Source organism: Pseudomonas sp. RAC1 (genome assembly GCF_030658255.1).
GTDB classification, from domain to species: Bacteria; Pseudomonadota; Gammaproteobacteria; order Pseudomonadales; family Pseudomonadaceae; genus Aquipseudomonas; species Aquipseudomonas boreofloridensis.
Genome location: NZ_JAUTXS020000007.1, coordinates 50,987 through 64,066, shown reverse-complemented (window position 1 = coordinate 64,066; position 13,080 = coordinate 50,987). Strand labels below are relative to the sequence as shown.

The window sequence follows — 13,080 nt, the reverse complement described above, 5'->3', positions numbered from 1 at the left end:
AACTTCTCGACTCGCATTGCCATGACCTGAACTCCCACGGTATGGTTTTTGGGCTCGGAGGGGGTTCACCAAGAGGCGCTGGCTTGCTTCTATCGTCGCTTGCAAACGATGCATTCTTTATCGGCGCTTTGGTGAAGGGGTGGGGCGAGGTCTCCCACGGTCTGTACTGTTTGTGGACAGTCAGATTCGGCCTTTTCGTCCCACCACCCCTTCGAGTATCACCATACAAGCGGCCTTGCGCCGCGATGGGCTGCGCAGCAGCCCTAATTCCAGCAATACAGATTTCAAGTGAACAGCATTACGGAACGCGTCCGGGGTTCGGGTCCATCACGCTAACGCGATCACTCCTGGTTGGCCAGTTTGTGCTCGAGGTAGTGGATGTTCACGCCGCCTTTGCAGAACCCTTCATCGCGCACCAGGTCGCGGTGCAGCGGGATATTGGTCTTGATGCCATCGACGACGATTTCGTCCAGGGCATTGCGCATACGGGCCATGGCCTCGTCGCGGTCCTTGCCCCAGGTGATCAGCTTGCCGATCAGCGAGTCGTAGTTTGGCGGGACCGAATAGCCGCTGTACAGGTGCGAATCGACACGTACGCCATTGCCGCCTGGTGCGTGGAAGTGCTTCACCGTGCCTGGGCTCGGGATGAACTTCTTCGGGTCTTCGGCGTTGATCCGGCATTCCAGCGAATGGCCGTGGACGACGATATCTTCCTGGCGGAACGACAGCTTGTTGCCCGCAGCGATGCTGAGCATCTCCTTGACGATGTCGACACCGGTGACCATTTCCGAGACCGGGTGCTCGACCTGGACGCGGGTGTTCATCTCGATGAAGTAGAAGCGGCCGTTCTCGTACAGGAACTCGAAAGTACCGGCACCGCGGTAGCCGATCTCGATGCACGCGTCCACGCAGCGCTTGAACACTTCCTGGCGGGCTTTCTCGTCGATGCCGGGAGCTGGCGCTTCTTCCAGCACCTTCTGGTGACGGCGCTGCAGCGAGCAGTCACGGTCGCCCAGGTGGATCGCGTTGCCTTGGCCGTCGGACAGGACCTGAACTTCCACGTGGCGTGGGTTGGTCAGGAACTTCTCCAGGTACACCATCGGGTTGCCAAAGGCCGCACCGGCTTCGGTACGGGTGAGCTTGGCCGAGGCAATCAGGTCCTCTTCCTTGTGCACCACGCGCATGCCGCGACCACCGCCGCCGCCAGCGGCCTTGATGATCACCGGATAGCCGACTTCACGGGCGATGGCCAGTGCGGTCTCTTCGTCTTCCGGCAGCGGGCCGTCGGAGCCCGGCACGGTAGGCACGCCGGTCTTGATCATGGCGTCCTTGGCCGACACCTTGTCGCCCATCAGGCGAATGGTGTCGGCTTTGGGGCCGATGAAGGCGAACCCGGATTTTTCCACCTGCTCGGCGAAATCAGCGTTTTCAGCCAGGAAGCCGTAGCCCGGGTGGATCGCCGTGGCGCCGGTGACTTCGGCGGCCGCGATGATCGCCGGAATATGCAGGTAGGAATCCTTGGACGATGCAGGGCCGATGCAGACCGACTCGTCTGCCAGGCCCAGGTGCATCAGTTCACGGTCGGCGGTGGAGTGCACCGCGACGGTCTTGATGCCCAGCTCTTTGCAGGCACGCAGGATCCGCAGGGCAATTTCCCCACGGTTGGCGATCAGGACTTTTTCGAGCTTCCCAGACATCGTTGGCTCTCCGCGATTCAAACGACGGTGAACAGCGGCTGGTCGAACTCAACCGGCTGGCCGTCTTCTACCAGGATGGCGTCGATGACACCGCCGATTTCGGCTTCGATGTGGTTCATCATCTTCATGGCTTCGACGATGCACAGGGTGTCGCCTTTCTTCACCGACTGGCCCACTTCAGCGAAGTTCGGCGAGGTCGGCGATGGCTTGCGGTAGAAGGTGCCGACCATCGGCGAGCGGACCACGGTGCCTTTGAGGGCAGGCGCTGCGGCTTCGGCGGCCGGTGCAGCGGCGGCGGCGGCAGGGGCAGGGGCGGCAACCGGTGCGGCCATCGGCGCTGGCGCGGCGAAGTACTGGGCGCCGGCAGGGGTTTTGCTATTACGGCTGATGCGAACGGACTCTTCGCCTTCCTTGATCTCCAGTTCGTCGATGCCGGACTCTTCCAGCAGTTCGATCAGCTTTTTGACTTTACGGATATCCATTAATCAGCAACTCCCAGGATTCGGTCGGGGACTTAAAATGTGAAAACGTGTCGAAAACGTTTCTTCGTAGTGCTTTCAGGGCCAGGTTCATCGACCTGAACCGCGTGTCATCGGGGCTGTGCGTTGGCAGCCAGGTGTTCCAGGGCCGACTCCAGGGCCAGGCGGTAGCCGCTGGCGCCCAGGCCGCAAATCACACCTACAGCCACGTCGGAGAAGTAGGAGTGGTGACGGAACGGTTCACGCTTGTGCACGTTGGAGAGGTGCACTTCGATGAATGGGATGCTCACTGCGAGCAACGCGTCACGTAATGCGACGCTGGTGTGGGTGAACGCTGCCGGATTGATCAGGATGAAATCCACGCCTTCCTGGCGCGCCGCATGGATGCGGTCGATCAGCTCGTATTCGGCATTGCTCTGCAAGTACTGCAGATGGTGGCCGGCGGCGCGTGCGCGCTGCTCGAGGTCCTGGTTGATCTGGGCGAGGGTGACAGCGCCGTAGACGCCTGGCTCGCGGGTGCCGAGCAGGTTCAGGTTAGGGCCGTGCAGCACCAGTAGGGTGGCCATCTGCGTATTCCTTGGTTTTGTAGGGCAATTCGACGTAGCGCGGCGACTATGCCGCAAGTCGGTGGCAGTGTCCAGTTCCCCGCAATAGCCAGCACGTTGACCGAGGTTCGGGCAAAGTATGTGACTGCAAGCCTGGGTTTGGTCACTTTCGTGGGATAAAAACGCCGCTGTGGGACGTTATAGCCCCAGCTTGCCGCGCACGCGCGTCAGAATCGTCGCAAATTCCTCGGCATTCACCTCGCCTATCACCCGATCAGTGGTCATTTCGCCGCCGTTCGCGGCAAAGAACAGCATTGCCGGTGGGCCGAACAGTCGGTAGCGGTCGAGCAGGCTGCGCTGTTCGGCGCTGCTGGCGGTGATATCGAAGCGCAGCCGTTTGAAGCCGGACAGCATCGGCTGGACCTGGGCGGCGCCGAGCACGTCCTTCTCGATCACTTTGCAACTGATGCACCAGTCGGCGTACCAGTCCAGCAGCACCGGCTGGCCGGCCGCTTTGGCCTGGGCCAGGGCCGCGTCCAGCGCGGCGGGGGTGGTGAGGGTCTGCCAGGCATCGAGCTGTTCAGGCGCCGCCGAGGCGGCCGACGCGGGCGGCGGCAGCGGCCGCAGTGGGTCGCCTTGACCGGCCAATGCGCCGTACCAGCAGGTCAAGGCGTAGACCAGGCACAGCAGGCCGAGCAACTGCGCCAGGCGCTGGCGCGGCGACTTGACCACGAACTCCAGCGCGCCGAGAAACAGTGCCACGCCAGCGGCCAGCAGGCCGACCAGCAGCAGCGTCAGCGGCCCAGGCAGCACGCGGCTGAGCAGGCCGATGGCCACGCCCAGCAACAGCACGCCGATGACGTTCTTCACGCTGTTCAGCCATGGCCCGCTCCTGGGCAGCCAGGCCGCGCCGCCGGTCGCCACCAGCAGCAGCGGTGCGCCCATGCCCAGGCCCAGGGCAAACAGTTTCAGGGCGCCGCCGACGGCATCGCCGCTGGCGCTGATGTACAGCAGGGCGCCCGCCAACGGCGCCGACACGCAGGGCGAGACCAGCAGGCTGGAGAGCACCCCGAGCACCGCAGCGCCCAGCAGTGATCCGCCGCGCGTGCCGCGTGCCACCCGGTCCAGGCGCTGGCTCAGGGCGTGCGGCAACTTGAGTTCGAACAGACCGAACATGGCCAGGGCGAACACCGCGAAAAACAACGCAAAGGGCACCAGCACCCAGGCCGATTGCAGACGCGCTTGCAGGTTCAGGCTGGCGCCGAACAGCCCCATCAACGCGCCGAGTCCGGCGAAGCTGGCGGCCATCGGCAGCACGTAGGCCAGCGACAGGCTCAAGCCGCGCCAACCGCCCACCTGGCCGCGCAGCACCACGCCGGACAGAATCGGCAGCATCGGCAGCACGCAGGGGGTGAAGGTCAGGCCGAGGCCGGCGAGGAAGAACAGTAGCAGCGCCTGCCAATCGAGCCGTTCGGTGGCACTGGCGGCGTTCGCAGCGCCCTCTCCCGGAATGCTCAGGCGCGCGGTTTCCGGGGGATAGCACAGGCCTCTGTCGGCGCAGCCTTGATAACCCACCAGCAAGGTGAAGGCGCGTGGGTCGGTGCGCGGCACTTCGATGTCGACGATGCCGTGGTACACCTCGACGTCGCCGAAGAACTCGTCGTGCTTGGCTTCCCCCTGGGGAATGCGTGGGCTGCCCAGGGCGATGTCGCCTGGCTCGCTGCGCACCTGGAAGCGGTGGCGGTAGAGGTAGTAGCCCTCGGTGGCGACGAAGCGCAATTTGATCGACTGCGCATCGGCCTGGAGCAGTTCCAGCTTGAAGGCTTCGTGGACCGGCAGGAAGTCGGCGCTGTTGGACAGCGAGGCGGCGCCCAGGGTGGCGCTGGGACGGTTGTCGAGCAGGCCCGAGGCGAAGCTGGGGCCGGCCAGCAGCAGGAACAGCAGGAAAAACAAGCGGCGCATGGCGGACTCGCGAGGTGGAACGTGGCCGGCATGATAGCGGAGTTGGCAGCGGCTGGGGGCGATCGGGCTGGGTGCGGCGGCGAACCGCCGCACCCCAGGGCGCTTACACGCGAAACGCGCCGACCGCCTGGTTCAGTTCGCCGCCGAGCTGCAGCAGTTGCTCGCTCTGCTGGCGACCTTCGCCGATACGCTGCAGGTTGTCTTCGCCCAGTGCATGGATACGCTCGCTGTGGTCACGGATCTCGCTCACCGCGCCGCTCTGCTGGGCGGTCACATCGGCGATGCGCACCGCCGTGTCGGCGATGGTGCGAATGGCGCTGACGATCTCGTCCAGCGCACCGTCGGCCATCTGCGCCTGGCTGGCGGTGGACTCGGCATGTTCGAGCTGGGTGCGCATGCCGCTGACCGATTCGCGCGCGGCCTGTTGCAGGCGGTCGATCAGCACCTGGATTTCGCCGGTGGCGCCGGTGGTGCGCTGGGCCAGCGAGCGCACCTCGTCGGCCACCACGGCGAAGCCGCGACCCATCTCCCCGGCACGGGCCGCCTCGATGGCGGCATTGAGCGCCAGCAGGTTGGTCTGCTCGGCGATGGCGCGGATCACCGTCAGCACGCCGCCAATGGTCGCCGACTCCGCCGCCAGTTGCTCGATCAGCTGAGCATTGCCCTGCACCTCGTCGACCAGCGCACGCAGCCCCGACAGACTATCGCCGATCACCGCCTGGCCGTGCTCCACGGCGCGACCGGCGTCACGGCTGGCGTCGGCGGCCGCGCTGGCGTCGCCGGCCACCTGCTGGATGGTCGCTTCCAGTTCGCCCAGGGCGTCGCGGATCTGCGCGGTGTCGCCGGCCTGGCGTTCGGCGCCGTCGTGCAGCGCCGTGCTCATGCCGGCCAGGGCGTGGCTGCTGCCGGCGACCTGTTCGGCGTTGTCGCGCAAGGTGCCCACCAGCGTCACCAGGTACTGGCGCAGACGGTTCAGCGAGGCCTGGATCTCGTGCAGTTCGAGGTTGGTACGGCCCAGTTCCACGGGCTGGCCGAAGTCGCCTTCGGCCCAGCGCGACAGAGCCGGTGCCAGGCTGGTGAGGGTGCGGGTGAGGCGCCGTTGCAGGGTGTCGATGAGCAGTGCGATCAGCAGGATCAGGCCGATCATCACGCCCTGGGTGAGCCGCACTTCGGCGGCGATCTTCGCGTGCTGGCCACGCACCTGCGGCTCCAGTGCGGCGATGGCCTGCTGCACGGCATCGATACGTTCGCGGGTACTGGCGGCCAGCGCGGCGCGGCGCTCGATCTGTTCGCGGGTGCGCTGCAGCTCGGCGGGGTAACGGCCGAGCAGGCTTTGCAGTTCGCGCTTGAGGCCGACGGCGACATCTTCCTGGCGTTCGTTGGCCTGGCTTTGCAGGCCCATCATCGCGGCGAAGTCGTCGGCGCCGGACTCGGCGGCGCGGGTCACCCCCAGCAGCGGCAGGGCGTCGATGAGCTTGGCCTGGGCGCGGATCTGCTGCAGCTCGCGTTCCACCTCGTCGGCCAGCTCGGCGCGACCGCTGCTGACCAGTTTGTCGCGGGCCAGCGCCAGGCGGCCCAGGTGCAGCGAGGCGTCCAGCAGGGGCGTCAGGTAGCGCGGCGCCTCGGCGCTGCCGCTGTCACGGGCGTAGCCGGCCAGTTGTTCAAAGTTGGCCCCGAGTTCGCGCTCGGCTTGCAGCAGCAGCGCTTGCGGGTCGCCGGCCAGTTTGCCAGCGGCCAGCAGTTCGTTGGCGGTGAATGCCTGCAGGCCGTCGAGGCTGGGCCGCAGTTGCGCGGCCAGATCCTCCGGCCACTGGGCCAGCGTCTCGTGCAGGTGCCGGGTGGCCTCCGTGGCGGCGGCATGGCGCAGGGCGTCGCCACTGGCCAGGTAGGCCTGGATATTGTCGGCGGCCTGGTTCTGGAACTGCTGAGACAGGCTCAGGTAGCGCTCCATCAGTTGGTAGGGGCGCTCCAGTGCGCGCTGCGACCACCACAGGGTCGCGCCCAGGGCAAAGCACACGGCCACCAGCAAAAGGGTGTTGAAATTGGTCAGCCACTTCAGGCGCATAGCCGCTAACTTCCTGGGCAATGGTGAGGTAGGTGGCTGAAGTTATTGCGATTTTGTGACGCCGTGATGACGCCGGAGGCTTGGCGCCCTAAAAAAGTGGCACATTGCTGGTATGGCTGGCATCGTGGCTGATGGCTGTGCAGGAAACGCCGTGGGCGCTTATGGCTCGACCCGCATCACGCAATTGCGCCCGGCATGCTTGGCCCGGTACAGCGCCTCGTCCGCAGCACTGGCCATGCTCAGGGCATCGAGCGCCTCGTCGAGCTGCACCACACCGGCACTGAAGGTGCATTGCAGGTCCTGAGGCTGGGCGGGGTAGTGGATTTCGGCGAAGCGCTGGCGGATCTGGTCGAGCACCTTGTGCGCGGCATCCAGCCCGGTGTCAGGCATGACGATGGCGAATTCCTCGCCGCCGTAGCGGCCGATGAAATCGGTCTTGCGCAGGCGCTGCTTGAGAAACAACGCCAGGCTCTTGATCACGCGGTCACCCATGGGATGGCCATGGCGATCGTTGATCTTCTTGAAGTGGTCGATGTCGAGCATGGCGAAGCTCAGCGGCCGTTGCTCGCGGCGGGCGCGGAAGCTGCAGTCTTCGAGCAGTTGCAGGATGTGGGTGTGGTTGTACAGCCCGGTCAGGCTGTCACGGACCATGCGCGCCTTGAGGTGGCGGGCGCGGGCGGCGCGGTTGCGCACGGTGGTGATCAGGTGGCGGGCGCGGATCGGCTTGGTGAGAAAGTCGTCGCCGCCCTCGCTCATGGCCTCGAGCTGCTTGTCCAGGTCGTCTTCGGCCGACAGGTAGATGATCGGCACGCTGACGTAGCGGTCGTTGTGGCGGATCACCTTGGCCAGCTCCACGCCGGTACAGTCGGGCATGTACATATCCAGGATGATCAGGTCGGGCTGAAAGTCCGCCAGTTCGGCCATGGCGCGCATCGGCTCGGTGAGGGTGCGGGTGATGATGCCGGCGCCGTTGAGCAGGCGTTCGGTGTTCAGCGCCTGGGCCCGCGAGTCGTCGATGACCAGCACGCGGAACGGCTCGTACTGGGTGGCGCTGGTGAGCAGTTCGACTTTCTCCAGCAGGCTCGACGCTTCCAGGGTGCCGGTGAGGAACTCCTGGCCGCCAGCCCGCACCGCTGCCAGGCGCGTGGGGGTGTCGGCTTCGTGCAGGCTGAAGAACAGCAGTGGGATGGGCGTTTGCAGACCGTGCTGGGCGTCGGCCGCCAGGCGCAGGCCGGCGCCGGGACCGGCGAAATCCACGTCCATGACGATCGCCGCCGGCAGGTGCTCGCTCAGCGCCGCGCGCAAGGCCTCGCCGCTGTCCAGGGCTTGTGCGCTCAGGCCGAAGAACGCCAGTTGCTGGGCCAGGCGCTCGGCGCGCTCGGCGTCCTGCAGCAGGATATGCACGGGCTTGCGCACGGCCGGCAAGTGCACGCTGTCGAGCTGGTCGCCCTGGCGCAGGCCTGTGCGCGAGAGGCGCTGCATCAGGCGGTTGAGCTCACCGATCAGTTGCGAGTTGAGGCGCGCGCTGTTGGCTTCGATAGCCTCCAGGGTCTGACCGATGGCCTGCGCCAGGCCGATGTGTTCGGCCTGCTCGAAGCGCTCGGCGTAGCGCTGCAGGCGCAGGTTGGCATCGCTCAGTTCGCCCAGTCCGGCACTCGACCATTCGCCGCGCTGCAGGCGTTGCCAGGTCTCCAGCATCTGTCGAGCCTGGTGGATGACCCGCTGGGCGAAGTGTTGACGCAAGCGCTCGTGGCTGGGCTCGGCGTGTCCGGTCATGTCCTGTCTGCTTGTTGGAGAGAGGTATGCAGGTTCAATGATGGCTCTATGCTAGCAGCTCTCGTCCGACCCGTGAGTGCCGCGGATCAACAAAGCGTTCACGCCCGTCCATTCAGTTTGCGACTCGTGGGTCGCTTATGCGCATGGCGGCGTCTGCTTTATAGTGCCCAGGTGCAGGCTTGCCGTGGCACCCTGGCACGGGCCTGTGGTCCAAGCCCCTGAACCCTCATGTTTGATTAAGGACAACGCCATGCTGGACTGGAAAAACCGCGAGGCCAAGGCCGAGCGGCGCGAGCGCGCCGACGGCCGTGGCGCCGCCACCCGTAGCTACTTCGGCGGCCTCTGGAGCCGCGCCCTGCTTATCCTGATCGGTGTGTACCTGGTGGTGTGCATCGGTCTTGGCTGGTACTGGAGCCAGGAACCGGCCCTGTTCCCGGTGCAGCAGAATGCCCAGGCCGCTGCCCAGCGCAACGGCCAGCAGATGGTGATCGGCTACACCACCACCGAGACCCTGAAGACCGTCGCGGCCACGCTGCTCGACAAGCCCGGTGGCTACATCGCCAACGACCGCTTCCCGCCAGGCCTGTGGATGGACAACATGCCGAGTTGGGAATACGGCGTGCTGGTCCAGGTACGTGACCTGTCGCGCGCGCTGCGCAAGGACTTCGCCCGTTCGCAATCGCAATCCACCGAAGACGCCGACCTGGCCAAGGCCGAACCGCGCTTCAACTTCGACTACAAGAGCTGGATCCTGCCGTCCAGCGAATCGGAGTTCGAGGAAGGCATCAAGTCGCTCAGCCGCTACCAGGCGCGCCTGGCCGCTGGCGACAAGGGCGCGATCTTCTACACCCGTGCCGACAACCTCAACAACTGGCTGGGCGACGTGGCCACGCGCCTGGGTTCGCTGTCCCAGCGTCTGTCGGCCAGCGTCGGCCGGGTCAAGCTCAACAGCAACCTGAAGACCGAAACCGTGCAGGCCGGCCAGGCGCCGCAGGTCGACGAGGAAATCGTCGAGACGCCATGGCTGCAGATCGACAACGTGTTCTACGAAGCCCGTGGCCAGGCCTGGGCCCTGTCGCACCTGCTGCGCGCCATCGAAGTGGACTTCGCCGACGTACTGGCGAAGAAGAACGCGACGGTCAGCGTGCGGCAGATCATCCGCGAGCTGGAAGCGTCGCAGGAACCGCTGTGGAGCCCGATGGTGCTCAACGGCAGCGGCTTCGGCATGTGGGCCAACCACTCGCTGGTGATGGCCAACTACATCTCCCGGGCCAACGCCGCCGTGATCGACCTGCGCCAGTTGCTCTCGCAAGGATGATTCTGAGCCCTGACGAAGCCGCGCACCGTGCGGCTTCGGACGCCGAGTCGGTGGCCTGGGTCGATGCCCAGGATCGCTGCCTGGGCGCGCTGCCCCGGGCCGAGTTGCGCGAGCGCGGGCTGATCGGTCGCTGCACCTTCATCCTGCTGTTCAATAGCCGAGGCGAGCTGTGCGTGCACCGGCGCACCTTGAGCAAAGCGCTGTATCCCGGCTTCTGGGATGTGGCGGCCGGCGGCATGGTGGGGGCGGGCGAAAGCTACGACGCCTCGGCAGCGCGAGAGCTTGGTGAGGAATTGGGCATCGCGGATGTGCCGTTGCGCTTCCATGAGAAGTTCTACTTCGACCAGCCGGGCAACCGGCTGTGGTGCGCGGTGTACTCGGCCGTGTCCGATGCGCCGTTGCGCTTGCAGCCTGAAGAGGTGATGGAGGCGCGCTTCATCAGCGTGGCCCAGGCCGAGGCCGAAAGCCGAGTGAAGGATTACTGCCCGGATTCGCTGGTGGCGTTGCAGCGGTTCAAGGCCAGTTCGTGACAGCGCTGGTATCGGCAGCGCGGGGCGTCCGCCCCCTGAACAGCGCGTCGCATAACGCGTGGAAAATGCCGCAATCCGCTACTTAGCAAGCCATCGATTTACCGTTACACTGCGCGCCCTTTTCGGGCTGTCGCCGCATCTGCGACAGTAGCGCCGCCCCTGCCAGAGTGGGGCTTCGCGGTCGGTCCAGCGATGCTGCGAGCCGACCAGTTTTTGTCCTCAGCAAGAGGAACAAAAGTGGCCAAGAAAGCTTCTTCCTTTTCCGCCCTCGGCGGTCTCGTGTTTTCCACCGACGCCGGTCGGCATTGCCCCGACTGCAGCCAGCCGGTGGATGCCTGTGTCTGCAAGCAGCAGGCCGTGCCCGAAGGCGATGGCATCGCCCGCGTGCGCCGCGAAAGCAAAGGGCGTGGCGGCAAGACCGTCACCACCATCAGCGGCGTGCCGCTGCCGCTCGATCAGCTCAAGGAACTGGCCAGCACCCTCAAGCGTCGCTGCGGCACCGGTGGCGCCCTGAAAGACGGCGTCATCGAGATCCAGGGCGATCATGTCGAACTGCTGCTCGGCGAATTGCTCAAGCAGGGTTTCAAGGCGAAGAAGTCCGGCGGCTGACCCCGCGACGAGGATTTTTCGCCCGTGGCTTTCTAAACTCGTTCCTGCGCTCAGGGTCTACCGCCGCAGACGGACGAATCGTCATCTTCAGCTTTCATACTGCGCGCGCCTCCCAGGCGGGGCAGTGTCCAGAACTTATCGACAGGGGACTTGAATGTCCGTACGACGCACACGCAAAGACGATGGCAGCCAATGGACCGTGGCCGACAGCCGCAGTGTTTACGGGATCCGCCACTGGGGTGCTGGCTATTTCGCCATCAATGATGCCGGGCGCGTCGAAGTGCGCCCCAACGGCCCGGACAGCTCGCCGATCGACCTCTTCGAACAGGTCGAGGAGCTGCGTCAGAGTGGCCTGTCGCTGCCGCTGCTGGTGCGTTTCCCGGACATCCTGCAGGACCGCGTGCGCCAATTGACCGGTGCCTTCGACGCCAACATCGCGCGCCTGGAATACCAGAGCCAGTACACCGCGCTGTACCCGATCAAGGTCAACCAGCAGGAAGCGGTGGTGGAGAACATCATCGCCACCCAGAACGTCTCCATCGGCCTCGAAGCCGGCTCCAAGCCTGAGCTGCTGGCGGTGCTGGCGCTGGCGCCCAAGGGCGGCACCATCGTCTGCAACGGCTACAAGGACCGCGAGTTCATCCGACTGGCGCTGATGGGCCAGAAGCTGGGCCACAACGTGTTCATCGTCATCGAGAAGGAGTCCGAGGTCGCCCTGGTGATCGAGGAAGCCGCCGAGCTCAAGGTCAAGCCGCAGGTGGGGCTGCGCGTACGCCTGTCGTCGCTGGCGTCGAGCAAGTGGGCCGACACCGGCGGGGAAAAATCCAAGTTCGGGCTGTCGGCGGCGCAGTTGCTGTCGGTGGTGGCGCGCTTCCGCGAGGCGGGGCTGGATCAGGGCATTCGCCTGCTGCACTTCCACATGGGCTCGCAGATCGCCAACCTGGCCGACTACCAGCACGGCTTCAAGGAAGCGATTCGTTACTACGGCGAACTGCGTGGGTTGGGCTTGCCGGTCGATCACATCGACGTGGGCGGCGGCCTGGGCGTCGACTATGACGGCACCCACTCGCGCAACGCCAGCTCGATCAACTACGACATGGACGACTACGCCGGCGTGGTGGTGGGCATGCTCAAGGAGTTCTGCGACGCGCAGGGCCTGCCGCATCCGCACATCTTCTCCGAGAGCGGCCGCTCGCTGACTGCACACCACGCCATGCTGGTGATCCAGGTCACCGACGTGGAAAGCCACAACGACGAAGTGCCGACCATCGAGAACAAGGCCGCGCTGCCCGAGACCGTGCAGTGGCTGGTGGACCTGCTCGGTCCGACCGACATCGAGATGGTCACCGAAACCTACTGGCGCGCCACGCACTACATGGGCGACGTGGCGGCGCAGTACGCCGACGGCAAGCTCACCCTGGCCGAGAAAGCCCTCGCCGAGCAGTGCTACTTCGCCGTGTGCCGGCGCCTGCACAACTCGCTCAAGGCGCGCCAGCGTTCGCACCGCCAGGTGCTGGACGAGCTCAACGACAAGCTGGCCGACAAGTACATCTGCAACTTCTCGGTGTTCCAGAGCCTGCCCGACACCTGGGCCATCGGCCAGGTCCTGCCGATCATTCCGCTGCACCGCCTGGACGAAGAGCCGATGCGCCGTGCGGTGCTGCAGGACCTGACCTGCGACTCCGACGGCAAGATCAACCAGTACGTCGACGAGCAGAGCATCGAGACCAGCATGCCGGTGCACGCGGTCAAGGAAGGCGAAGACTATCTGCTGGGCGTGTTCCTGGTCGGCGCTTACCAGGAGATCCTCGGTGACATGCACAACCTGTTCGGCGACACCGATTCGGTGAACATCTACCAGAACGCCGACGGCAGTGTGTACCACGCCGGTATCGAGACCCACGACACCATCGAAGACATGCTGCGCTACGTGCACCTGTCGCCGGAGGAGTTGATGACCCATTACCGCGACAAGGTGGCCAGCGCCAAGATCAGCGCACGTGAGCGCACCCAGTTCCTCGACGCCTTGCGTCTGGGGCTGACTCGCTCGTCTTATCTGTCGTCCTGATTGCCTAGGTGAGGTGGGGCTGCGGTGCAGC

10 protein-coding genes are annotated in these 13,080 nt (G+C 65.4%); 4 read left to right on the top strand and 6 right to left on the bottom strand.

Features of this window, described 5'->3' with window-relative positions:
- Positions 1–341: 341 nt before the first annotated feature.
- The 6 genes from accC to Q7C30_RS00935 form a co-directional block, all read right to left on the bottom strand.
- A complete protein-coding gene (accC, locus tag Q7C30_RS00960) occupies positions 342–1,697 on the bottom strand; it encodes an acetyl-CoA carboxylase biotin carboxylase subunit (protein ID WP_029614228.1) in 1,356 nt (451 codons plus the stop codon).
- A gap of 17 nt (positions 1,698–1,714) precedes the next feature.
- Positions 1,715–2,179, bottom strand: coding sequence for an acetyl-CoA carboxylase biotin carboxyl carrier protein (accB, locus tag Q7C30_RS00955; RefSeq protein ID WP_317870319.1), 465 nt, complete (start codon positions 2,177–2,179; stop codon positions 1,715–1,717).
- A gap of 107 nt (positions 2,180–2,286) precedes the next feature.
- On the bottom strand, positions 2,287–2,742 hold the full coding sequence (gene aroQ, locus Q7C30_RS00950) for a type II 3-dehydroquinate dehydratase (RefSeq protein WP_029614230.1): 456 nt from the start codon (positions 2,740–2,742) through the stop codon (positions 2,287–2,289).
- A 177-nt stretch (positions 2,743–2,919) separates the two neighbouring features.
- Complete coding sequence (locus tag Q7C30_RS00945) at positions 2,920–4,683, bottom strand: protein-disulfide reductase DsbD (protein ID WP_317870316.1); 1,764 nt, start codon at positions 4,681–4,683, stop codon at positions 2,920–2,922.
- 103 nt (positions 4,684–4,786) lie between these two features.
- Entirely contained in the window at positions 4,787–6,748 is a 1,962-nt protein-coding gene (locus Q7C30_RS00940; RefSeq protein WP_317870315.1) for a methyl-accepting chemotaxis protein, read from the bottom strand.
- 159 nt (positions 6,749–6,907) lie between these two features.
- Positions 6,908–8,524, bottom strand: coding sequence for a PleD family two-component system response regulator (locus tag Q7C30_RS00935; protein WP_317870314.1), 1,617 nt, complete (start codon positions 8,522–8,524; stop codon positions 6,908–6,910).
- Positions 8,525–8,774: 250 nt separating this feature from the next.
- Here Q7C30_RS00935 and Q7C30_RS00930 point away from each other — a divergent pair, with 250 nt between their 5' ends.
- From Q7C30_RS00930 to speA, 4 genes are all read left to right on the top strand, one after another.
- Positions 8,775–9,842, top strand: a complete 1,068-nt coding sequence (locus Q7C30_RS00930) for a DUF2333 family protein (protein ID WP_039582974.1) — start codon at positions 8,775–8,777, stop codon at positions 9,840–9,842.
- Positions 9,839–10,372: an NUDIX hydrolase gene (locus Q7C30_RS00925; protein WP_317870313.1), complete on the top strand. Its 534-nt coding sequence runs from the start codon at positions 9,839–9,841 to the stop codon at positions 10,370–10,372. Before Q7C30_RS00930 ends, Q7C30_RS00925 begins: the two co-directional genes overlap by 4 nt.
- Positions 10,373–10,609: 237 nt before the next feature.
- Complete coding sequence (locus Q7C30_RS00920; RefSeq protein ID WP_029614351.1) at positions 10,610–10,981, top strand: translation initiation factor Sui1; 372 nt, start codon at positions 10,610–10,612, stop codon at positions 10,979–10,981.
- Positions 10,982–11,135: 154 nt separating this feature from the next.
- Complete coding sequence (speA, locus tag Q7C30_RS00915; RefSeq protein WP_029614350.1) at positions 11,136–13,049, top strand: arginine decarboxylase; 1,914 nt, start codon at positions 11,136–11,138, stop codon at positions 13,047–13,049.
- Positions 13,050–13,080: the final 31 nt, after the last annotated feature.

What these genes read in the sequence shown, in the direction of transcription:
- Q7C30_RS00940 (WP_317870315.1), bottom strand. Translation starts at nt 6,748, where the DNA reads ATGCGCCTGAAGTGGCTGACCAATTTCAACACCCTTTTGCTGGTGGCC.
- Q7C30_RS00935 (WP_317870314.1), bottom strand. Translation starts at nt 8,524, where the DNA reads ATGACCGGACACGCCGAGCCCAGCCACGAGCGCTTGCGTCAACACTTC.
- Q7C30_RS00945 (WP_317870316.1), bottom strand. Translation starts at nt 4,683, where the DNA reads ATGCGCCGCTTGTTTTTCCTGCTGTTCCTGCTGCTGGCCGGCCCCAGC.
- aroQ (WP_029614230.1), bottom strand. Translation starts at nt 2,742, where the DNA reads ATGGCCACCCTACTGGTGCTGCACGGCCCTAACCTGAACCTGCTCGGC.
- accB (WP_317870319.1), bottom strand. Translation starts at nt 2,179, where the DNA reads ATGGATATCCGTAAAGTCAAAAAGCTGATCGAACTGCTGGAAGAGTCC.
- Q7C30_RS00930 (WP_039582974.1), top strand. Translation starts at nt 8,775, where the DNA reads ATGCTGGACTGGAAAAACCGCGAGGCCAAGGCCGAGCGGCGCGAGCGC.
- speA (WP_029614350.1), top strand. Translation starts at nt 11,136, where the DNA reads ATGTCCGTACGACGCACACGCAAAGACGATGGCAGCCAATGGACCGTG.
- Q7C30_RS00925 (WP_317870313.1), top strand. Translation starts at nt 9,839, where the DNA reads ATGATTCTGAGCCCTGACGAAGCCGCGCACCGTGCGGCTTCGGACGCC.
- accC (WP_029614228.1), bottom strand. Translation starts at nt 1,697, where the DNA reads ATGTCTGGGAAGCTCGAAAAAGTCCTGATCGCCAACCGTGGGGAAATT.